Origin of the sequence: Natrialba magadii ATCC 43099, assembly GCF_000025625.1 — an archaeon.
Taxonomy (GTDB): Archaea; Halobacteriota; Halobacteria; order Halobacteriales; family Natrialbaceae; genus Natrialba; species Natrialba magadii.
Window position 1 is genome coordinate 3402246 of the sequence record NC_013922.1, and the last position, 21475, is coordinate 3423720.

The 21475-nt window shown below is 61.4% G+C and carries 16 protein-coding genes; 8 read left to right on the plus strand and 8 right to left on the minus strand.

Going from position 1 to position 21475, the window contains the following annotated elements:
* Positions 1 to 73: 73 nt before the first annotated feature.
* Entirely contained in the window at positions 74 to 1408 is a 1335-nt protein-coding gene (locus NMAG_RS15850) for a polysaccharide deacetylase family protein (RefSeq protein WP_004215955.1), read from the minus strand.
* A 265-nt stretch (positions 1409 to 1673) separates the two neighbouring features.
* Here NMAG_RS15850 and NMAG_RS15855 point away from each other — a divergent pair, with 265 nt between their 5' ends.
* Positions 1674 to 3398: an asparagine synthase-related protein gene (locus NMAG_RS15855; protein ID WP_004215954.1), complete on the plus strand. Its 1725-nt coding sequence runs from the start codon at positions 1674 to 1676 to the stop codon at positions 3396 to 3398.
* 139 nt (positions 3399 to 3537) lie between these two features.
* Positions 3538 to 4176, plus strand: coding sequence for a hypothetical protein (locus tag NMAG_RS15860; RefSeq protein WP_004215952.1), 639 nt, complete (start codon positions 3538 to 3540; stop codon positions 4174 to 4176).
* A gap of 52 nt (positions 4177 to 4228) precedes the next feature.
* On the opposite strand, the gene NMAG_RS15865 is transcribed toward NMAG_RS15860, so the two are convergent.
* Positions 4229 to 4867 (minus strand): DUF7344 domain-containing protein, encoded by a 639-nt coding sequence (locus NMAG_RS15865; protein ID WP_004215951.1) that lies wholly within the window; start codon positions 4865 to 4867, stop codon positions 4229 to 4231.
* Between the two features lie 387 nt (positions 4868 to 5254).
* Here NMAG_RS15865 and NMAG_RS15870 point away from each other — a divergent pair, with 387 nt between their 5' ends.
* The gene (locus NMAG_RS15870; protein ID WP_004215949.1) at positions 5255 to 6238 is read left to right on the plus strand and encodes a DUF1616 domain-containing protein; all 984 of its coding nucleotides are present in this window, start codon (positions 5255 to 5257) and stop codon (positions 6236 to 6238) included.
* A 77-nt stretch (positions 6239 to 6315) separates the two neighbouring features.
* Complete coding sequence (locus NMAG_RS15875) at positions 6316 to 6621, plus strand: hypothetical protein (RefSeq protein ID WP_004215948.1); 306 nt, start codon at positions 6316 to 6318, stop codon at positions 6619 to 6621.
* A 368-nt stretch (positions 6622 to 6989) separates the two neighbouring features.
* Here NMAG_RS15875 and NMAG_RS15880 read toward each other — a convergent pair whose 3' ends face one another.
* Genes NMAG_RS15880 through NMAG_RS15895 form a run of 5 tightly spaced genes read right to left on the minus strand, consistent with a single transcriptional unit; the run spans position 6990 to position 12562 of the window.
* Complete coding sequence (locus NMAG_RS15880; RefSeq protein WP_394295567.1) at positions 6990 to 8966, minus strand: hypothetical protein; 1977 nt, start codon at positions 8964 to 8966, stop codon at positions 6990 to 6992.
* Positions 8959 to 9936, minus strand: a complete 978-nt coding sequence (locus NMAG_RS15885; RefSeq protein WP_012996812.1) for a glycosyltransferase — start codon at positions 9934 to 9936, stop codon at positions 8959 to 8961. Before NMAG_RS15885 ends, NMAG_RS15880 begins: the two co-directional genes overlap by 8 nt.
* A 6-nt stretch (positions 9937 to 9942) precedes the next feature.
* Complete coding sequence (locus NMAG_RS15890; protein WP_004215945.1) at positions 9943 to 11010, minus strand: DUF354 domain-containing protein; 1068 nt, start codon at positions 11008 to 11010, stop codon at positions 9943 to 9945.
* Positions 11010 to 11159 carry a hypothetical protein gene (locus tag NMAG_RS22200; RefSeq protein ID WP_004215944.1) on the minus strand — a complete coding sequence of 50 codons (150 nt, stop codon included), beginning with the start codon at positions 11157 to 11159 and terminating at the stop codon, positions 11010 to 11012. The genes NMAG_RS15890 and NMAG_RS22200 overlap by 1 nt, the downstream gene beginning before the upstream one ends.
* The gene (locus tag NMAG_RS15895; protein ID WP_004215943.1) at positions 11156 to 12562 is read right to left on the minus strand and encodes a nucleotide sugar dehydrogenase; all 1407 of its coding nucleotides are present in this window, start codon (positions 12560 to 12562) and stop codon (positions 11156 to 11158) included. Before NMAG_RS15895 ends, NMAG_RS22200 begins: the two co-directional genes overlap by 4 nt.
* A 541-nt stretch (positions 12563 to 13103) precedes the next feature.
* On the opposite strand from NMAG_RS15895, the gene NMAG_RS15900 reads away from it, so the two are divergent.
* From NMAG_RS15900 to glmS, 3 genes are all read left to right on the plus strand, one after another.
* Entirely contained in the window at positions 13104 to 13889 is a 786-nt protein-coding gene (locus NMAG_RS15900) for a helix-turn-helix transcriptional regulator (RefSeq protein WP_004215942.1), read from the plus strand.
* Positions 13890 to 14726: 837 nt separating this feature from the next.
* Entirely contained in the window at positions 14727 to 14987 is a 261-nt protein-coding gene (locus NMAG_RS15905; RefSeq protein ID WP_148221921.1) for a hypothetical protein, read from the plus strand.
* Positions 14987 to 16795, plus strand: a complete 1809-nt coding sequence (gene glmS / locus NMAG_RS15910) for a glutamine--fructose-6-phosphate transaminase (isomerizing) (protein WP_004215940.1) — start codon at positions 14987 to 14989, stop codon at positions 16793 to 16795. Before NMAG_RS15905 ends, glmS begins: the two co-directional genes overlap by 1 nt.
* Positions 16796 to 17901: 1106 nt before the next feature.
* Here glmS and NMAG_RS15920 read toward each other — a convergent pair.
* Positions 17902 to 18864: a carboxypeptidase-like regulatory domain-containing protein gene (locus tag NMAG_RS15920; protein ID WP_012996815.1), complete on the minus strand. Its 963-nt coding sequence runs from the start codon at positions 18862 to 18864 to the stop codon at positions 17902 to 17904.
* A 548-nt stretch (positions 18865 to 19412) separates the two neighbouring features.
* Between NMAG_RS15920 and NMAG_RS15925 the strand changes: the two genes are divergently transcribed.
* Positions 19413 to 21314 carry a carbamoyltransferase family protein gene (locus tag NMAG_RS15925; RefSeq protein WP_004215937.1) on the plus strand — a complete coding sequence of 634 codons (1902 nt, stop codon included), beginning with the start codon at positions 19413 to 19415 and terminating at the stop codon, positions 21312 to 21314.
* Positions 21315 to 21475: the final 161 nt, after the last annotated feature.

Genomic DNA, 21475 nt, shown 5'->3' on the forward strand with positions numbered 1-21475 from the left:
TCAGCATCCAACACTCGGACTCAACACCCAACACCCACTCCAAGAAACGAAACGCGTACGGTCAGAAACGACGTTAGAATGGGTCTGTTCGAAGCTCCCACAGGTCGTCGAAGTCGATAACCTCGACGTCGGCCTGATCGATGTGCTCGAGTAGCTCCTCGTAGTCGTCCTCGTTCATCGTATTATCCTGGTCGAAGGCGTGGAAGTTCAGGATGGTACACTGATTGTGTGCCTCGGCGAGGTCGACACAGCGCTTCGAGATGTCGAGGTCGTGGCCGATGGTGCGGGGCAGTGCCAGTGGATCGAAGCCGTAGACGTTGGTCAGGTTGACATCGCCGGACTGGTTGAAGCCGCCACAGTAGTGGTAGTCCGTGAAGTACTCGAGACTCGTCTTGTCGTAGCTGTTGTGCGGGTAGACGATGTAGTTCGCGCCCTCGAACCCGTTCTCGATGAACCAGTGTTTGTCGCCGCGGACGCGCGTCTCGATTTCGTCTTCGTCCTCGTACTCGTGGATCGGGTTGTGCGTCCCGTGGACGACGATCTGGTCGCCTTCCTCCTGACGCTCCTGGAGTTCCGAGACCGTCATGATCCCGTCGCGGGCTTCCTCGGTCCACTGTGGCACCGGTGCCTGAATCGTCGTAAACCCGAACTCGTCGTGCATCGGCGAGGCCGTCTCGTAGTAGTCGCTGAAGCCGTCGTCCCAGACCAGCATCACGTATCCCTGCTCGGGCCGGTCGTGGGTTCGGATGTCGTCAATCCAGACCTCCGCCTCGTCCATCGAGTGCAACACCTGGAACTCGAGTCGGTCGATCTCGTCCAACGCCGGTTCGATCTCGCTCTCCTCGAAGACGCCCGGACTCGAGCGGAACCAGCCAACGTCAGGCTCACGATAGGTGATTTCGCGCAGCGAGTAGTAGCGATCGCTACCAAAGTTGTCGACGACGCGCAGGTTGACCGTGATGTTCTGCGGCGTCGTCGTCCGAATCGCGAACGAGAAGTCCTTCCCGGTGAGGTCCTCGTCCGGAACGTCGATCTCCGCGACGATTGTTTCGTCCTCCTCACCGGTCAGGCGCAGACTCTGTGACCCGTCGAAGACGACGTCCTCGTCGACCTCGCCCTCGCCCTGTGTGACCTCCCAGGCGTCACTGTCCTCGAAGTCGTACAGCGAGTCACCGGGCTGACCGTACTGCTCGCGGCTGTTGTACGCGGTTTCGAGTTCCGGCACGCCGTCCGCCAGCGCGGACACCGTCGTCTCGTCAGCACCGGTCGACTCGTCCCCTGGCGTCTCACCGTCGCCATCGTCGCCGCGCAGGTCGTCCAGGCGGTCGGTACAGCCCGCGAGTCCAGCGGCCGCAGCAACACTCGACCCCGCGAGCAGCCGTCGTCGTGTCATTCGGTTGTCTGCCATGGTACCTCGTCCGTACCGCCAGTGAGCCCATTATTATGGATCCGATAGCCGCTCACGAGTCTGTCTCGTTGACTCCCTGAATCGGCCGAATACCGCCGCCTCGGGACTTAACAACGGCATAGTTAATGACCACTCGACCGCAGGCGTGAAACAACAGCTGCGTGGATGGCACTCGAGTAGCCGAGTGGGACTCCTGTTCCGCAGGTCGGTGCCACCCCGCGTCTTCGCGACGAGGATTTCCAACGACTCCCAACGACTTCCAACGATGAACAAGGAACTGTTCGGTGTATTCGGCGATAGTGAGGCGTTCGAGCGGTTTCGATCACCCGACGAGTTCGACGAGTTTCTCTGTGGCTCGTCGCTCACCGTCGGCATCAGAGACCCTGGCCTCGACTACGACGGCTGGAGCGCGACGCACACTGACGACACTGGCTGCTGTGTGCTCTGGGGTGAAGCGTACGTGCCCGGTGACGAGCAAAACACCGCACGCTGGCTCCTCGAGCGCTACGATGCCGATGGGCTCGGTGCACTCCACTCGCTCAACGGCTCGTACCTCGCCGTTCTCGACGTTCGCGGTGAGGATCCGTTCGTCGCAGCAGACCCCGTTCGGTCGCGTGAGTGTTTCTACACTGCGGCACACGACGCTCGTGCGAACTGTGATGGCTGGGTGTTCGGCACCGACGCGGCTGCCGTCGGACAGACCGTTTCGGATCCAACAGTCGATACCGACGGGATACTCGAGTTCCTCCACATGGGGCTCTCGCTCGGCGAGAAAACCTGGGTAGACGACGTGTCGCGGCTCCCGCTCGATAGTCGCCTCACACCCGATGGCGTCGATTCACTGTCACGGTTCGTCTATCAACCGGCAGAGCTCGACGAGTTCGACTACGTCGACGAACTCGCCTCACGGCTCGACCGGGCGATACGCCGCCGCTCGTCGAATCCAGGACCGAAGGGACTCTTGCTCTCTGCGGGCTACGACTCGCGGATCGTCCTCTCACAGGTTGACGGGATTGACCATTGTTACACTGTTGGCTCCCCAACCGCACAGGAGGTCCAGGGTGCGAAACAGGTCGCGACCCAGTACGGCGCAACCCACACCGCGTTCACACCGGACGACCGGTACCTGTACGCCGACGAGTCGAAAGTTCGGTACTCGAACGGGATCAAGGAGTCCTTGCACATCCACCACGCCGGCTATACCGACGAACTCGCAGGCGAGATCGAAACGATGTATCACGGACTCCTCTGTGATACCTTCTTCCGCGGACACTTCACCGCCCAGGACGGCGTCGACGTCCTCGGTGCGCGCGTCCCCTTCAACCGCCTCGACCCGGATCCAGACCCCATCGAATCGCTTCTCGGAAAGTACGGCTACAGACGCGACGCCAGTCTCGATCTCGCCGAGCGAATCGGAATCGACCACGACCCCGAAACGTTCGTTCGAGAGTCCATCGCCGCTGAATTCGCCACGAACCGCTCGCGAGCGAACTCGATTCAGAACGCACTCACCTGCTGTGGCATCGCCAATCAGCCGTCCGTTCCGTTCCACAACCACCTCTCCGACCACTTTTTCACCCCGTTTCTCGCGACGGATATCGAACTCCTCGAGTGGCACCTACAGACACCGCCGGAGTATCGCACAACGGAGACGTTCCTGCAGGCGTGTCAGCGACTCGATGACGATATTCTTCGCCATCGACCACCGGATCGGCCCCACGGGACGATGCTGCTGAACGAAGTCGAGGGGTTTGTGCGGCGCAAAACGCCGTTGCTCACGTCGTTCGAGCCGCCGTGGCCCGACCGACGGGAACTGTTCGACCGCTACGAACTTGACCAACGGCTTCTCGGGTCGACAGCACAGCTCCATCCGCTCCCCCCCAGACACAAGCTTCGAGTAAACGATCTGCAAACGTGGCTCGACTTGTGGGACCCAGGAAGCAACGAGTTACTACCCTGGTTGCAGCAACCGGCACGGATTTTGTCATAGTATAGCACTGCAATCGGGTACTTTCTGTGCGGGAGACTGCGGTCAATCTTTCCGGAAACAGCCGCTAACGACCCTCTATATCGTTTATTGTATTTGAATCGTGAGAATACTTATATACCACGGGGAATTAGGCTGGAATATGCGTCTGACGCCGTCTTGGATTCGCTCTTCATCGGCCGATACCACAGAAGAGCACTCAGTAGATGGCGACGCCTCACTCGATGTCCCAATCTACTACACCTCAGACGGGGACGACTCGGTTTCTGGCCGCGATGGGGCTGTACACACCGAAAACGATACGCAATCCGCGGCCGCGTTCGTACCCGAGTCGGACGCGACACTGCTTGCAGTGCTCGATGATCTGTCGACTCCCGTGACTGTCGATGAACTGGTCGATCAATTAATTGGACGAGCAGGTCGGCCACACTCACCCTCGGAAAGGGAGTCACTGGCATCGCCATCGACAGCCTCCCCAGAGTCGACGGTTTCCGTCGAAACGTGGGCAACGATTCACGAACGCCTCCACGAGGACCGACTTCCAAAACTCGATGCGGACGGTGCACTCGAGTTCGATCCGGCACGTGGGACGATCGATCATACACAGTCCGAGACAGGAGACCAGACGATGTTCTCCCCGGCAGTTCTCGGCACAGTGTCGATTGGATTGCTCTTCGTACTCGCGATTCTGGTGACGGCGTCGATGTACACGGCAGTAACAGTGACAGTGGCAGCAACGACGTTTGCAGTTTGGCTTCTTCCGGCCTACGGCGTCGTATGAGAACAGTGTCAGCGCCAGTTGAATTGTCGTCTTGAGAGGACGGTGAGTCGGATCAATTGATGAATCGGCTGGCGGTCACCAGCGTGAACAGGAACAGAATCAGTGCACTCAGGCCAATCCCAGAGATAATCGAGAGGACCGGCAGTTCGAAGACGGCACCGAGCAGTGCGACGTAACAGACTGCGGTCGCACCGATGTAGTAATCGTCGCCGATCGAGATCGTCGGCGTGTCGTCCTCGTCTGCCGCTTCGTCCTGTTCGGTAACCTGGAGGTACTTGTCGACCTCGTCTGCGAGTGGCTTGCGTTCGACGATACCACGGTTTTGCTGGTAGTCGATCACGCCGGCTTCGTCGAGTTTCGAGAGATGTGACTGGTACAGCGGAATGTAGACTCGCTGGCGTTGCGTCGAGGTCAGTTCAGCAACGGTGGTGTCGTGTTCCCAGGCTGCGACCTGCTCTGCGACATCGCGCATACGGACTGGCTCGTCAGTTCCCCGGAGATACCGGAGTACAAGCCTCCTGCGTTCATTTTGCAGCAAGTGGAATATTTCGTCCTCGGTGAACGTTTCGTCGCGTTCGCCGTTCTCGTTGTTCTCACTCTCGACGTCCTCGACAGTCTCTCTCTCGTCAGCCCCGCCTGCGGACTCTTCCTCCGTTTCCTGTGCGTTCGAGCTGATATGTTTCGCTTTCATCGAGCCAGTCTTCCCTAATCAGGAGTGGGTAATAAAGTGTAGAAACCGGCCAGTCCAATTGAATTGGTTTCACGTCGTTTCATCACCAGGCTCAATATTTCATGACATTTTATATTCCAGCAAAACCGCTTCTAAAGCACAATATCTGGGCATTCAGAATATCCATGTGGGTTTAATTACGACGTGTTATGGAGGGATAATTCAGAAAAGTCTATCCGAGTTTTCTATAATTGCATCCAGTAAGAACATCTCGGGAGGTCGATAGACACCCTCTCCGATATCTATGTCTGAATCGTGGCATATTTGTCCCAGCATAGGGGTGTCAGAACCCGTTGAGCCGGGCTTACCAGGGCGATAATAAACCCCTCTGAGAGCCACGGATTCGGTATGAGCGACACCGATTGGTGGTTTCTCGATCTGGCAGTCGTCATCGCAACGACGGGGGCACTCTCGATCGGTCTCTTCACCGCGATTTCGGGACCCGTCCGCATCGCACTCGCCCTCCCGCTCGTTCTGTTTCTACCGGGGTATGCACTAGTCTCTGCCCTATTTCCGGACGAAGCGGATGAGACGTACCAGGACTTCGACGAGGAGAAAACCGGCCTTGGAAACCCCCTGTTGTTGACCCGGGGACTCGAGCCGATCGAGCGTGGCATCCTGTCAGTCGTCTTTAGCGTCGCCATCGTTCCAGCGATCACCCTTTTCGCGAGTGCAACCCCCAGGGGTTTGACGCTCGATCCGGTGCTCCTCGGGATTGCCCTGACAACGATCATCCTGTCACTGATCGCGATTGTTGCTCGGTATCGGTGCCCGCCGGATCAGCGGTTCGCTCCGACACAGACCAAACTATCAGTATTTTTCCCACGGTTCCGCCCGAACTCCTACTCTAAGACGAATCCGCGCCCGTACAACATCGCGATCGTCCTCGCGCTCGGTGTCCTCCTGCTGAGTGCTGGATTCGCTGTTGCCAATCCGCCACAGCACGAGGGCTACACCGAGTTCGCAGTCGAGACGAGCGAGGTCGACGGTGACATCGAAACGATGTACGATGCGGAGTACACTGCTGGCGAAGCGACATCGCTCTCCGTCTCGATCACGAACCAGGAACACAGCGAGCAGTCGTACACGACCGTCGCACTGCTCGAACGCGTCGACGACTCGGGAGAGCCCGCTGGCGAGGCAGAACAACTCGCGAGCACGTCGACCACGATCGCCGATGGCGACACGGCAGAACCGACACTCGAGTTCACCCCGTCGATGCAGGGCGACGATCTGCAGGTGACGCTGTTGCTCTACCAGGGTGAAGCGCCGGCAGAGCCGGATGCGGAGTCGGCGTATCGAGTGATCGAGTTGCCGGTTGTCGTCGAGTGAGCAGGACGGCTGCGATTGGCACTGCTGTAGAGACACAGACAGGTGGCTTTTTTGTGGCCCACTAGTTTTGTGAACGTATGATTTACGACCTCGTCGGATTCGTCCTCCAGTTCGCAGTGCTGGTCTTTGCGGCGTACCTCGGCACGATGCTCGCGCTCGGTCAGTTCCACCGACAGACGACTGGGGAACCGGGCGAGACGATGGCTCTCAGCCACCGGCTGACGCCGCGTTTTATGCGGCCGAACCACGAGCAGTATCTCTCCCCAGCGGACGATCAGAACGCGTCTGCATCGGCTGCTGGGCCGACTACCAGCGAGGAGTCGGCCGAAGATGATTCCAACCATGACGCGACCGCCAACGCGGAGAACGACACTGATCGGTAACGCAACCGCTCTCGGCTACGCACTTCCCCACCGAGACATCACGCTGGCTATCGAGCGCTACTAGACTCTAGTACAGCCGTTCAGTCACCAATCAGCTCTCTGTGAGACGTTCTGAGAGAGTCCAGACGACAAGAACAGCAGACAGTACACATACACACCACACAGTGCGTGCAGGGGAGCACTACCGGCAGTGCTACCGTGGCTATGACCGTCAATGGACGGACAGTGTGACTCGAGTGCCTACGGACAGTAATGTTTGAGTCGTCGCGTAGCAGCGCAGGGAGGACGGTGAGAGAGCAGTCACCAGAAGTCAGAGAGCAGTCGAAACGGGAGGCAAACAAGCGCCACCGAAGAGCGGCCTGAAAGCCTTACGTCGCCGGCGACGGTGCACACATCGTCACCTCACCGTTCGTGTACACCGTCGCGTGGTGTGGCTGACAGAGTCGGTCCTGAGAGACCTGTTCGATCCGGCCCTCGCCGTTCTCGTCGTTGAAGTACGTCGCATCTGTCGACTGCGTCGTCCGGTAAACGACGTACTCGTGGTCTGCAGTCCCGTCATCGGGCACCGTCGCTGTCGTCGTCGACGGATAGGCCCCCGTTCGACTGATCACCGTCTGATAGGGGTGGTCCGTGTGTAACTGCTGATCCGGTCGAATGTCCTGGCCGTCGGGACCACCAGTGAGCTCGCCGATACTCGAGACGGCCGCGAGTTCAGCCTCGGTGTAGGCGAGTTGCTCGTGCTGGTCGGAGAACACCGGGTTCTCGGCGTTGCTCTCGACGGCGAAGAGCATCGCGCCCGGGTAGATGAGTGCGACCAGCAACAGGACGGCGACGACGACGCCCGGCGACAGGTCACGAGCGAGCGTTCGGATGCCAATTGCACCGAGAATCGCCATCGGCGCGTAGAGGAACGCGAACCAGCGCGTCGGGATGAAGTTCCGGATGCCGAACATCGGCAAGACGAGGACGAATATCAGCATAATCGCGGCGGCGAGGAGTAGCGTGAACACCGACTGCTCGGCGCGCCGGCGGTGGACGACGTAGAGACAGCCGGCGAACGTCGCACCGAGCAGGAACAGGAAGCCGAGCGCGTCGATGTAGGGGATTGCCTGCTCGAGCAGCGACGCCGTCGCCTCCCCACCGTCCGCTGCCATGTCGTCGCCGGTGCTTCCGCTCGCGATGTTGAGGAAGCCAGCGCTCTCCTCGAGTGTCTGTGTGAAGAAGCTGAGCACGGTCGCGAGGAACGACTGCTCGCGGTAGGGCGTCAGCGACCAGACAAAGATCGTCAGCCCGAAGTTGAAGACGACGAGTCCAATGAGGTTGACCGGTTTCTTCGCCCGGAAGACGCTCGTATCGAGGCGGGTGAGTCCGAACGGCCCAATCACGAAGACCACCTGTGCGACAAACGCGGCGAGCAGGAGGACGAGGGTGATGAACGTCGACACCTGGTGGGTAAGAATAATCGCAACGCTCAGCAGGATCAACAGCGAGAAGTCACGCATCGTGTATTCGATGCGCATCACGCGGATGAGCGCGTACAGGATCGCGAGGAAGAACACCAGCCCGAGGCTCGTCGGGATGAGGTGCAGCCCCCACATCGAGACGTGACTGGTGAGCGCGAACAGCGCCGTTGCCAGCACAGCCCAGCGCTCGGAGACGAGCAGATTCGTCGTCGCATAGATGAGCAGGACCGATAGCGGCATCACGATACCGACGGAGAGGTACAGCGCGAGTCGCAGTGGCACGTCGAGCAGAAGCGACGACGCGACGACGAGCAGATGATAGAACGGCGAGGCGTAGTGTTTATCGTGCGAAATCGCACTGAGGGACTCCTCGGCGTGGATCGCCTCGACGAACTCCATGTGCGTCCAGACGTCGATTCCGATGTAGCCCGGTGTCGCGTATAACGCGGTAAACCGGAAGACGAGCGCGAAGAGAACGATCTGGAGCAACAGCAGCCGCCGGTTGAACACCTCTTCGCTCGTAAAGAGGATCTGGACGACGACGAGCGTCGCCAGGACGCTCGCGGCCGCGAAGTACACCGGCGTGCGCGCTCCCTGCAGGACCGTCAGAACGACCAGCGCACCGAGTCCGGCGAGGACGATACTCGGGAGTGTCATCGCGACAGGGCGAGGCAGTCGCGGCAGTGCCGTGGTTGTGTCCTGTTGATACAACGCGAGGAGATACAGCGCACACGCTGTCCCGAGGACGAACGGCACCGTGTTGAGGTAAATCTGTGACGCAACCAGTCGCAGCGGCAGGAGTCCAACTGCTAACAGGAGGCCGATGATCGCCGCGACGGTATCGAGCCGAAACGGTCGCAGTTGCGAGATCCTGTTATACACCACTGGAAACACCTCGCTGCGCAGTTTTCGATCCGGATCGCGCGGTCGGATCGAGCAGGCGCTCATACAGCGACACGAGTCGGTCGCCCATCGAATCGAGACTCAGACCGTCGATGCGCTCCCGACCCTGCGATGAACCGCCGTTCTCGAGTGCAACCGTGAGCCCGACCCCCAGTTCGTCGTCGTCGTCGCTGACGAAGCAGTTGGGAAGTCCCTCGACGGTCTCGGCGACGAAACCGACGTCGGTGGAGACGACCGGGAGGTTGCAGGCCGCGGCTTCCTTGACGACCATCGGGCCGCTCTCGCGCTTCGAGGTCACGAGCAACACGTCGCTCGCGTTCATGTAGTACGGAATCTCGGCGTGGTCGACGCCGCTAACGGTTCGGAGTTCGACATCGACGCCCGCCTGATCGACGAGGCGTTTCGCCCGCGGGAAGTCCTTGACCGCGCGCTCGCGGTCGTAGGGAAAGAGCGCGATATTTGTATCGGGATCGGTGTCCCATCCGAGATGGTTGCGAGCCTCTGCCTGCGGAATCGGACGGAACAGTTCCGTGTCGACGCCGAAGGGAATCAGTTCGTGGTCGATCTCGAGTTGGCGCGACATCACCGGGCTCGGAACGACGGTCGCGCTCGCGCGACGTGCGCCGTGCCGGCTGAGCGACCGGAGCCACTCCTGGTCAGCCATGAGGTCCGTTCCCCACAGTGTCAGGACGACCGGCCGAGTCGGCTGAGCGAGCGCGAACGGGGCGACCAGCCCGTAGTTCGCGTGGACCAGATCGTACTCGTCAGAGCGGAGTTCCGCGAGTATCTTTGGATAAAAACGGGCGTAATCGACCGGCGTCCGGCCCGAATCGCCGTGGTGTTCGCCCGGTACGCCGACCACCGTACAGTCGACGCCGCGCTCTTCGAGTACCGACACCTGCTGGTCGAAAAACGGTCGTGGCGTGGTCACTACTTGAAGTACCTTCATTGTACACTATCCGGGGTTCGTCGCAGCCGACGGCTGTTCCGGCCGCTCGCCGCGTGCAGTCGTCTCGAGTGCCTGTACGATTACGTTCGTCACGTCGACGCGCTCTGCGAGCAAGCGCTCGCGTCGCACCGCCCACGGTTCGTCGTCGCGATCGACGATCGACACCGCCTTCTCGAGTGCTCGCACGTGACGATCCTCGTCGTTGAACTCGAAGAGGAGGCCGTACTCCGAGTCGAGTTCAGCCGTGTAGCCGAGCGAGAGCGAGTTTACGTAGACCGAGGGCGTGCCGAGCACGGCGGCCTCGGCCGCGGTTGTCGCCCCCTCGCCGACGACGACGTCCGCGAAGGCGAGCAAGTCGTGCATCAGTTCGGGCGGCGTCTCGAGTTGGTACTCGGCGAGGTCGGCAGGTGGCTCGCCCTCTGCTGTCAGAAGGACCGTTGCGCCTACGTCCTCGAGTCGGTCGACGACTTCGCGCGGATCGTCGAAGCCGCCGTGGCCCACGTCGTGGGAGGCGTCCCAGCTACTGAGTCGAACGACGGCGATGGTTTCCTCACGCTCGACGCCGGCTAACTCGAGTACCGACGGATCTGGCTCGAACCGGTCGGGGTGGAGGTAGGCCAGTTCGTGGTAGCCGGGATAGGTGACCTGTTTCGCGCCGATTTCCTCGCGGTAGCACGTCGGCGTGCAAATCACGTCGGCGAACGGATAGCCCAGTTTCGTGATGAGCGTCGCGTGTTCGGTGTCGTAGAAGACGACGCTTTTCGCGCGAAGCGCCGTCGCGACGTGTGCTGCGGCGACACCGCCGATTGCGGTGATTACGTCGGGGTCGATCGCCCGCGCTCGGCGGAGAAGTTTTGCCTCGTAGGTCGCCTGCACTGCTGCGAGCGAGGCGAGCGAGTCAGCGTCGCCGGCCAGCACTTCGTGATCGATGTCGTAGCCCTCGAGCAGGGCGACCGCGACGCTGCTCTCGCGGGCGAAGACGTGGACCTCGTGGCCACGGCACTCGAGTTCCTCGATCGCGTTCCGGAAGAAGTGGACGTGGCCGGGGTGCTGGATCGTGACGATGATGCGCATTATGTAGCCTCCGTGCTGTCTGCGGTGGTCGCTGGCGCCGGTGCTGGTTCGGCGGCGTTCTCGCTCGCCGCTGGCGATCGGTCGTCCATCATCTCCGTCCGCAGCTCCAGTCCCATCCCAACGCCGATCGCGTCCCCCCGTCCCGTCATACGCGTCGATAGGTGAAGCCGGCATCCGCGGCCTCGTCTTCGTCGATCGCACCGGCAACGTCGACCAGCGCGGGATCGTCGTCGAGTTCGCTCGCGACCGCCCCCAGGTCCATCTTGGTGAACTCGTCGTGAGGTGTCGCAAGCACGATCGCGTCGAAGCCTTCGAACGAGAGTTGTTCCTGGACCTCGAGATCGAACGTTTCGCGGGCCGCCTCGTGGTTCGCGATCGGGTCGAATCCCTCGAGGTGAATGTCGTACTCGTTCAGCGTGTCGACGACGTTCGAGACTTTCGAACTGCGAAGATCGCCGACGCCGGGCTTGTAGGAGAGACCGAGGACGAGCACGCGACTGTCCCGGAGCGTCTTGTGACACTTGTTGAGCGCCTTGATCGTCAGGTCGGCGACGTGGGCCGGCATCGACTCGTTGACCTTCCGTCCCATCTGCATCAACTCCGGCTCGAAGCCCTCCTGTGCGGAGCGGTAGGAGAGGAAGTACGGATCGACCGGGATACAGTGACCGCCGACCAGCCCGGGTCGGTAGTCGTGGAAGTTCCACTTCGTGCCGGCCGCCTCGAGGACGTCCTGGGTGTCGACGTCCATGTGCTCGAGTGCAACCGAGAGTTCGTTGACAAACGCGATGTTCAGGTCACGCTGGGTGTTCTCGACGACCTTCGACGCCTCGGCGACCTCGATCGAGGGCGCACGGTGAACGCCCGCGTCGACGACGGAGCCGTAGAGGTCCGCCACGTCGTTGAGAACCGCCTCGGTCTGGCCGCTGACGACCTTGACGACGTCTGAAAGTCCGTGCTCCTCGTCACCCGGCGTCGCACGCTCGGGCGAATACCCAACGAAGAAGTCCTCACCAGCGGTCATCCCGGAGGTCTCCTCGAGTGCCGGGATGAGCACCTCGCGGGTCGAGCCTGGGTAGACGGTCGATTCAAGGATGACCGTCGTGCCGGCGCTCATCTTCGAGCCGACGGTCTGGCCGGCGCTTTCGACGTAGCTCAAGTCGGGTCGGTCGTCGTCCTGAATTGGCGTCGGAACGGCGATGACCACGTACTCGGCGTCGCTGATCGCGCCCGCGTTCGTGGTGTAGGAGATGTCGTCGTTCTGGACGGCCTCGTCCGTGAGGTCGCCAGTCGTGTCTTCGCCGTCTTTGAGCTGCTCGACGGTGGACTCATCGACATCGTAGCCGATGACCTGGTAGTCAGACTGTGCGAAGCCGACGGCGAGCGGGAGGCCGACGTAGCCGAGACCGACGACACAGATGGTCGCTTCCCTGGTGTGGTGGTCTTCTTCGACGTGCTCGAGTGTGGTCGATTCCGAACTGCGGTGCTCGAGTACCTGGTGACCGTGCATTCGATCGTCCGCTCGGTTCTCGGTGTCGCTGATTGTCGGCGTCATGGATGTCGTGTGTGGTGGATGGTGACCGGCGCACCCGTCGTGCGGCGGTTTGAGTCGGTTGTCGGTCGATTCGTGCCCGATATGGAGTCGTCCGCAGTCCCGCCGAAGCGGGATCGCTCTCGATCCCGACAAACAGCGATGAGCGGTTTACTATAGCGCTGATAAACTGTTGCAACGATCGGACGAGAACGTGATCGGCGTCGAAGACGGCTCACGGGCCTGTTCTCCGGGAGTTCCGAATTCGGTGTCGAACACCGGCTTAGCAGTCCGCTAAACCTGCTTGTATCGACCCATAATGAAGGTACCACATGGTGCAGTACCGATGCGGTCGTCGTGACCGCAGTGCGATTTGGAGCCTCGCTCCGACTCGGCTGGGCGACCGTACACGCGATCGTGACTGTCCCCGTGACCGCGGTATCCTACGGTTGTGGGGTCCGAACGGGTCGCAAGCACGGACACGAGTCCGTACGAACGGTTACGACACGGCCGCGACAGACACAGAACGAGCGACACAGAGACTGTAGACAGAAGCGCGAAATCCATGGCACCATTACCCAGTATTCAGGTTGGCGACGGACCGCATGCACCGGTCGTGGGCACCGAGCCCGCCATCGATCCGGTCCTGTCCGCCACAGTCGACGCGTACACGGTCGAAGCGACGATACCCCTTCCAGGATTGGGCGAAACGGCAGGTGGATCGTCGTACTGGCTGTTGACGATCCGTGATGCGTCGATCTGGGAGGTGTCACTCATCGCGATTCTGTTCCTGATGATCACCGCACTGGTCGGCGTCCGTGTCGTGCAGGCACTCTCCGTGGACGACCTCGGAGCACTCGCGCGACATACCGGTACAGGCACTGGCACTGGCACTGGCACTGGTACTGGTACTGGTTCCGGATCCGGCTCCAACACCGGCTCCGACACCGGAACCGGCTCACCAGAACCCCAGCATCCCGCTGGCGCTGACTCCGCACGCGCACACTCGACCGCTGCGGATCCGAACGCTCCGGCCGGCGCCGGTTCCGACGCCAACCAGCCACGCTCCTACGAACACCTCGTCTCCGCTGACACACCACCAGAGCTACTCAGCGACGAAGGGCGCGTCGTCCGACTGCTCGTGAAACACGGCGGCCAGATCCGGCAACACCAGATCGCCGACGAAACGGGCTGGTCGAAATCGAAAGTCAGCCGCATCCTCTCGAGTATGTACGACGACGGCACGATCGAGAAGACCTCTGTTGGACGAGAGAACGTGATCTCGCTTCCGGATCGGCCATTCGACGAAGACCCGTCGACCACTGATAACGCGAACAATCCGGTTCCGTAGTTGCGTCTACTGGTGGAACTCGAGTACCTGGTTACTTCTCACGGTGGCAACATGTGACAGCGGTCCAAACACCCCTGTCAGTAACGATGAGCACCCACCACACCCATCAACACCGGTATCACTACCTCCGATCAGTGTCATCCATCACCCACCAGCCGACCACTAGTCCCAGACACACTGGACGAAACCGGTTGGACCGACGAACTGGTGACCAGAGCTGGACGACTACGCTTGCTATTCAGGGTCCGTCCCACAGGCACAGCCTCGGGGCTCGAGAGTGTCTTGACTGATCACATCCGCTGTCGACACTCTGCTCTCGATCCGCCCCTCTCCTCGAGTTCACGCACTCTTCCCAGTCCCTGGCAGCGACAACCCAACCGGTTAACCCGTCGCCTGGCTGGCACGGACCTGGTCTGACCGGTGGGGAAGGGAGAGTCGACCGGTGAGTCCCGAGGGTACTCGAGTCCCAACTTGCGGACCCTGACTGCACGCTGAACGGTCAGGTGTCGAAACGGAGGAGGCGGGTCGAGAGGCGCTTACCAGCCCGCTAAACAGGGATGTACTGTGTGAAACAGTGCAAACGATGGGGCCAAACTGAGTGCTGTGATCGCGGACAAATCGGACATCGTGGACTGTTTGAGAGCTGTCAGAGAAAACAGGATGGTGCGAATATTGCCATCTAAGCGACTCTCTGTCCAGTATTAGAGGAACTATTGAAGGGGTGTCCGTCACAGCGACTGTCTTATTCGCTCTATAGTAATGGCCGCAGGAATACTCGCGTCGAGTAGATGCTCGGATCCGCCGTTCGGGCGGGACGGGCACACGCAGCTCAAAACCATGACACTGAACAGCACCGATTCACGGGCAGCTGTCTCGAGCCGAGTTACGACGGATGCGACGACCGGAGTCGCGGGCGGATTCGCGGTCACCGGCGAATCCGAACGCAGTGTCGCGTCCGGAGACGCAGTCACGGTCGGCGAACGGGGGAAACAGCGACTCCATCGCCGTCGAACCCAGTCTCCTGCAGGGAGACAGGTCGGATCGCCGTGGTTGCCCGCCTGGTCGCCACAGGCACACGTAACGGAGGTGAGCGGCTAATGTGCGGTATTATCGCGCGAATCGGACAGGGTGAAGCCGCAGATACGCTTCTCACCGGCCTCGAGAATCTCGAGTACCGTGGCTACGACTCCGCCGGAATCGCCGTCCAGAACGGCTCCGGCGTCAAAGTCCACAAGTGCTCGGGCGAAGTCTCCGAGCTCAAGTCCCAGCTCGACGGCCAGCCCCACGGCAACCTGGGCATCGGCCACACGCGCTGGTCGACCCACGGACCCCCAACTGACGAGAACGCACACCCGCACACAGACACCGTCGGCGATGTTGCCGTCGTCCACAACGGCGTTATCGACAACTACGACGATCTCAAGGCCGACCTTCAGGCGAAGGGCCACGAGTTCGAGAGCGACACCGACACCGAGGTCATCCCCCACCTCATCAACGAATACCTCGACAACGTCGACGACACCGAAATCGCTGTTCGCCAGGCAGTCGACACGCTCGAGGGCAGCTACGCCATCGCCGCGATCGTCGACGGCGAGGAGCGCGTCTACGCAGCCCGGAAGGGCTCGCCGCTCGTCCTCGGCCTCGACGACGAAGAGTGGTACCTCGCGAGCGACGTGCCGGCGTTCCTCGACCACACAGACGAGGTCATCTACCTCGAGGACGGCGATCTGGTCACGCTCGAGCCGGACTCCTACTGGATCACTGATCTCGAGGGCCAGCCGGTCGACCGCGAAGTCGACACCGTCGATTGGGATCCGGAGGATGCCGGTAAGGGCGAGTACGACCACTACATGCTGAAGGAGATCCACAACCAGCCGACCTCGCTCTCGAACACCATCGAGGGGCGGGCCGACGACGGCGACGTGGCGTTCGAAGACCTCCCAGCTGGGACGTTTGCAGAAATTGAAACAGTCCAGTTCGTCGCCTGTGGAACCTCCTACCACGCCGCGATGTACGGCGCACAGCTGCTTCGCGAGGCCGGCCTCCGCACCGAAGTCGTTCGCGCGAGCGAGTACGACGCGACGGCCGGCCCCGTCGACGAGAATACCCTCGTCGTTGCGGTCACCCAGAGCGGCGAAACCGCGGACACGCTAGACGCCGTCCGCACCGCGACCGACCGCGGCGCACGCTCACTCGCCGTCACCAACGTCGTCGGCTCGACCATCTCACGCGAGGCTGACGACGCGGTTTACATCCGCGCCGGTCCCGAGGTCGGCGTCGCCGCGACCAAGACCTTCTCTTCGCAGGCGGTCACGCTCTCGCTGCTCACCCAGCGCATCGCCGCCGACGTTCCCGAGGCCACCCCCGCTGCGGACCGCGACGCGATGCTCGCCGAACTCCAGCACCTCCCCGAGTACGTCGAGCAGGTACTCGAGTCCACCCGCGCGGAGACCCTCGCCGAAGAGACCCTCGACAGTGATTCGTACTTCTTCATCGGGAACGGCCTCGGCCACTCGGTGGCACTCGAGGGCGCGCTGAAGTTCAAGGAGATTACCTACGAGCACGCAGAGGGATTCGCGTCGGGACAGCTCAAGCACGGGCCGCTGGCGCTGGTGACTGAGGCGTCGCCGATCTTTGCAGTGGTGACGGGCGACGGTGACGAGAAGACGAAGACGAACGCGATCGAAGCGCAGTCTCGCGGCGCGCCGATCGTTGCGGTCGGGCCGGAAGAGCACGCCCTCGTCGACGTGGCGGACGAGCACCTCTCGGTGCCGGCAACGCATCCGGTCTGGGCGGGGCTGCTGGCAAACGTGCAGCTTCAGCTCGTCTCCTACCACGCGGCGGAACTGCTCGACCGGCCGATCGATAAGCCGCGGAATCTGGCGAAGAGTGTGACCGTCGAGTAGGGCCGGTGAGTACAGCCTGTCGACCACCAGGTGCGTGTAACTGCATCGGTGGTCGACCTGCGCGGTCCACTGCAGTCGTCTGGTTTTGGGTTGCGTCCGGGGTGACCCGGACGGTGACTCGGTTCGTATGTTGCGTTCGAATGTGCACTTCTATCTGAATCTGGCTGCACCCGTCTGAACCTGCCTGTACTGTTCCTGTAGCCGCTGCATCGAGTATCCACATCTCGCAGCTACACGACTGTCATGACCCACTCCTGTTCGCTTCTCCGCGCTCGTTAGCCGGTATTGCGCTGGGTGCGTTACGAGACGGTGCCAGCATCGGCACTGATCCAGTATCGGCACCCGCACTGATCCAGTATTGGCACCCGCACTGATCCAGTATTGGCACCCGCACTGATCCAGTATTGGCACCGGAACCGGCACCGGCACATCGTGCTCCTGCTAGGCGGCGACGGCCTCCACAGAAGCCTGATGGGCGAGAGAAACCACACCTGCACGTGGACGCAAGCGAGGACTGCACGCAACCCACTTGCTGACACGAACTCGAGTCCATCCCTGAATCAACTCGAGGTCGCCAACTTACTTTGCAGGACAACGCGTCTTCGGTAGCGACGAACTGGGGAGACGATCAGCACGTGAACACTCACGTCTTCGCTCCCCTGGGTACTCGAGTCCCTCACGACCACTGTGGAATTGTCATCGAAGCCCGCTTTTGCCGGCGCGGCCGCTGCAAGCGAGTGTTGGTGTCGAGCTGGTTCGACGAGCCGTTTGACGCGATTCTGTTCGGCGGACCGGGTGCGGTTCCGTACGGTGTCGCGGCGATGACACTGTTCACTGCACAGCTTGTAGTCAGACTGGTTACGATGATCGGTGCGCTGGAACTGTACTGGCGGTTGCGAGAGAATCGGCGAGCCGCTGTGGTGGACGGCGACACCACGCGGTACCTGTGGTACCGTTGTCGTACTCGATACGTGAGGGCGTACGTGAGCACGACGTCGAGAAAGTGGAGCCCGATGGAGCGGGAAAAGAACGCAGAGATGCAAGCAGGAAACCGTCCGTAACCGGCGAAATACCCGAATTACGACTCCGTTCGCTGGGAGTCCCGATCAGTCCTCCTCGAGTACGACCGTGATCTCGTCGTCGTCGTCGACCTCGAGATTGAACTCGGCCTCCTCGTAGTCGTCTGCGGTAACGATGACGGTGTACTCGCCTTCCTCGACCTCGAGTTCGGCCTCACCGTCGTCGTCGGTCGTCGCCTCAGCGTCCGGTCCGAAGAGCTGGTTCCCGGTGTAGAGTTCAATCGTCGCGTCTTCAATCTCGTCGCCGTCGTCGTCATCCTCGACGAGCGTCGTGAGGGTGTACTCGTCGTCCGCGTCGGTATCGTCCTCATCCTCATCCTCGTCTTCGTCACTCTCGAGTTCCAGCGTCACGTCCTCGTCGTCGCCGTCGATTTCGACGTCGGCTTCAGCCTCCTCGTAGCCGTCGGCGCTGGCGGTGAGTGTGTATTCGCCGTCGTCGACGGTGAACTCGACCGTGCCGTCGTCGTCGGCGGTTCGCTCGGAGGAGCTGAGTCCGCTGGTGAGTTCGACTGTCGCGTTCTCGATCTCGTCGCCGTCGTCGTCTTCGATGGTGGCCGTGAGGGTGTGTTCGTCGTCTGCGTCGTCGCCGCCGTTTTCATCGCCGTTACCCGCATCGTCCTCGTCGTCTGCGCCGTCATCGTCGTCTGCGCCGTCATCGTCGTCACCGGCACCATCGTTTGACTCGTCGCTCTCCGACCCGTCATCTGCGTCGTCGGTATCGTCAGTCTCGTCAGTCTCGTCTGTGTCACCACCGTCATCACCAGCTGTCGAATCATCGTCTCCACCGTCGGCATCCGGCTCGTCGACGTCCGGTTCTGTCTCGTCGGAATCGTCGCCGAACGGACCGAGAGCCCCGTTGATCGACGCCCCGCTCGCGGCGAGTGCAAGGCCGGCGACCAGCAGCACGACGCCGGCGACCGTCAGCATGACCTGAACACCTGTCTGGATCGAGCGCGTCTCTGTGGTGTGTCGGCGGTTACTGTTAGACATTGGCCTAGAAGTGTGATGACGGCATACGCGGCTGGCGAGACGGTTCGACGCGACTTATCGATCCGGCGTGTTCGACAGCGAGCCAGCATGGCCACAGGAACGACGATTCCTGTGGCCCTGTCGACTCGTCGTAGTGTGGTGGACGATACTGGTGTTGTTGCATTACGAGAACCGTTCTCGCTTTCGGCGGTTCACTATACACGTACTAAGGTCAGTTCAGTGTCGTGAATCTGCATGAACGGTTCGTCTCCCTCTCTCCCAGATCCGCCGACAGTCACGCAAAACCGGCCGAATAGCGCTCGGAAGAGAGACATTCATCACTTCTTGACAGTCACCCACAGAGATTTCTCAGGGCGACAGCGTCCGTTGGTACTCGAGTTCGAGCCACCCCCGAATCGTCACGATTCTTAGCAGAGTTGACAGACGATGACTGCATCGGTCAGTTGCGCAATTCGGACAGGAAGCGGCTCGACGAAAGTCGGGTGCAGCCCATCAGACAGTCGTTTAACAAGCCCATAGTATCGGATCCCCTGCTCGAAGGACCGACTATGGGAGACTACACGCTCGCGTTCAAACCGGCGATCGGTCTCTACGGCCAGCACGACCCGAGTGCCGTGCTCTTCGAGGACGGGACGCCGGTGTTTGGAATCGAAGAAGAACGGCTCACGCGCCAGAAACACGCGCCAGAGACGTTTCCGACGAACGCGATTACCGCCTGTCTCGACTACCGCAACCTCGAACTCGCCGATCTCGAGGAGATCTATCTGCCCTACGACCCGACACTCCGGTCCCGGATCCGTTCACACTACATCAGTGACGCCTTGCGCGCACCCGGCGTGACGCGAAAGCTCTCCGCACTCGAGGAGACCCTCGTTTCGGAGGTCCAGAGCAAGGTCGCGCCGACGCGAAAGATCGAGAACCGACTGGCGGAGATCGGACGGCCGGTGCCGCCGATCGAGACGCTTTCGCACCACCGCTGTCACGCCGCGAGCGCGTTCCACCCGTCGGGGTTCGACGATGCCCTGGTGGTGACCATCGACGCGAAAGGCGAGTTCGATTCGACGGTGGTCTGGCGGGGCCATCAGGGCGGGCTCACGCGTGTGAAAACGTACGAGCACCCGAACAGTCTCGGATTGTTCTTCGCGATCATCACGGAGTACCTCGGCTACCGGATGTTCAACGGCGAAGGGAAGGTGATGGGCCTTGCCCCCTACGGGGAAGAGAATCCCGAGATCGAACGCACCCTGCGGAACCTGATCGACACTGGTGCGGAGTACGACGTCACGGAACTGACCAAGCGCTGGGGAACCGGCTACGGTGTCGAACGACTCGAGAAGGAGTTCGGGCGGACCCAGAAGGAGGACTCCCAGTCGTTCACACAGTGGGAGAAGGACCTGGCCCACACGGCACAGAAGATACTCGAGGAGATCGTCACGAACATCGTCCGAACTTACGCGCCCGGCATCGGCGCTGGAAACGTCGCGCTCGCAGGCGGTGTCGCGCTCAACTGCAAACTCAACAAGGCAGTCCGGGAGACCGCCGTCGTCGACGACCTGTTCGTCCAGCCCGTCGCCCACGACGCGGGGCTCGCACTCGGCGCGGGCTGGGTCGGCCAGCGACCGTCGGCCGTCGAACCGTTGACGGACGTCTACTACGGTCCCGAGTACGACACAGCGGAGATCGAGTCAGAGCTCCAGACGAACAAGATCGAGTACGCCAAGCCGGACGATCTCGAGCGCTACGTCGCGGAACGGCTGGCAGACGGCGCGCTCGTCGGCTGGTTCCAGGGCCGGATGGAACTCGGTCCACGTGCCCTCGGCGCTCGGAGCATCCTCGCAGACCCGCGTACTGCGGCCTCGCGTGATCGCGTCAACCGCTTCGTCAAACACCGCGAGGAGTGGCGGCCGTTCGCCCCCTCGATGCGCGAGGAGGCAGCCGCGGAGTACCTCGTCGACGGCCAGCCTGCGCCGTTCATGATCAACAGCTTCGACGTCGACCCGGAGAGGACAGCCGACCTGACGGCAGTCGTCCACCCCGCAGACGAGACCACTCGTCCCCAGACAGTCCATGAGGACCAGCATCCACGATACCACCGTCTGCTCACCGAATTCGAGGCAATCACCGACGTACCAGTCCTGCTCAACACCTCGTTCAACGACCACGGCGAACCGATCGTCAATACACCCACCGAAGCGGTCAAAGACTTCTACGGCATGGGTCTCGACGTGCTGGTCCTCGAGGACTTCGTACTCGAGAAGGATGCGGCGAACACGCCCACCGGTCGGAGCCTCGACGTGGCGAGTCGGGATAGCAATCGAAGCACGTTCGTCGCAGAGGATGCGGATCACGGAAACGGATCGGCCGGCAGACACGCCGACGCCGGTGCCGAAGACACTGACGTCGAACCCAACGCGACGACGCGAATTCTCTCGAACCTCAGCACCCGCTGACGCGGCGGTACTGCGCTGTCACGGGCCAGGCGTGGTATGGCAGTTGCGTACGAAGCGACGACAATTGCGGTTTGAAGCGAGTTGATAACCGGTCTCTGTCACCTCATTCTCGGCAGATAGTGAGAGGGGTATAGTAGCCACTGCAAGTCACTGCACACCCA

Coding starts and splice junctions, on each gene's coding strand:
- NMAG_RS15850 (WP_004215955.1), bottom strand. CDS start 1,408: ATGGCAGACAACCGAATGACACGACGACGGCTGCTCGCGGGGTCGAGT.
- NMAG_RS15855 (WP_004215954.1), top strand. CDS start 1,674: ATGAACAAGGAACTGTTCGGTGTATTCGGCGATAGTGAGGCGTTCGAG.
- NMAG_RS15860 (WP_004215952.1), top strand. CDS start 3,538: ATGCGTCTGACGCCGTCTTGGATTCGCTCTTCATCGGCCGATACCACA.
- NMAG_RS15865 (WP_004215951.1), bottom strand. CDS start 4,867: ATGAAAGCGAAACATATCAGCTCGAACGCACAGGAAACGGAGGAAGAG.
- NMAG_RS15870 (WP_004215949.1), top strand. CDS start 5,255: ATGAGCGACACCGATTGGTGGTTTCTCGATCTGGCAGTCGTCATCGCA.
- NMAG_RS15875 (WP_004215948.1), top strand. CDS start 6,316: ATGATTTACGACCTCGTCGGATTCGTCCTCCAGTTCGCAGTGCTGGTC.
- NMAG_RS15885 (WP_012996812.1), bottom strand. CDS start 9,936: ATGAAGGTACTTCAAGTAGTGACCACGCCACGACCGTTTTTCGACCAG.
- NMAG_RS15890 (WP_004215945.1), bottom strand. CDS start 11,010: ATGCGCATCATCGTCACGATCCAGCACCCCGGCCACGTCCACTTCTTC.
- NMAG_RS22200 (WP_004215944.1), bottom strand. CDS start 11,159: ATGACGGGACGGGGGGACGCGATCGGCGTTGGGATGGGACTGGAGCTG.
- NMAG_RS15895 (WP_004215943.1), bottom strand. CDS start 12,562: ATGACGCCGACAATCAGCGACACCGAGAACCGAGCGGACGATCGAATG.
- NMAG_RS15900 (WP_004215942.1), top strand. CDS start 13,104: ATGGCACCATTACCCAGTATTCAGGTTGGCGACGGACCGCATGCACCG.
- NMAG_RS15905 (WP_148221921.1), top strand. CDS start 14,727: ATGACACTGAACAGCACCGATTCACGGGCAGCTGTCTCGAGCCGAGTT.
- glmS (WP_004215940.1), top strand. CDS start 14,987: ATGTGCGGTATTATCGCGCGAATCGGACAGGGTGAAGCCGCAGATACG.
- NMAG_RS15920 (WP_012996815.1), bottom strand. CDS start 18,864: ATGTCTAACAGTAACCGCCGACACACCACAGAGACGCGCTCGATCCAG.
- NMAG_RS15925 (WP_004215937.1), top strand. CDS start 19,413: ATGGGAGACTACACGCTCGCGTTCAAACCGGCGATCGGTCTCTACGGC.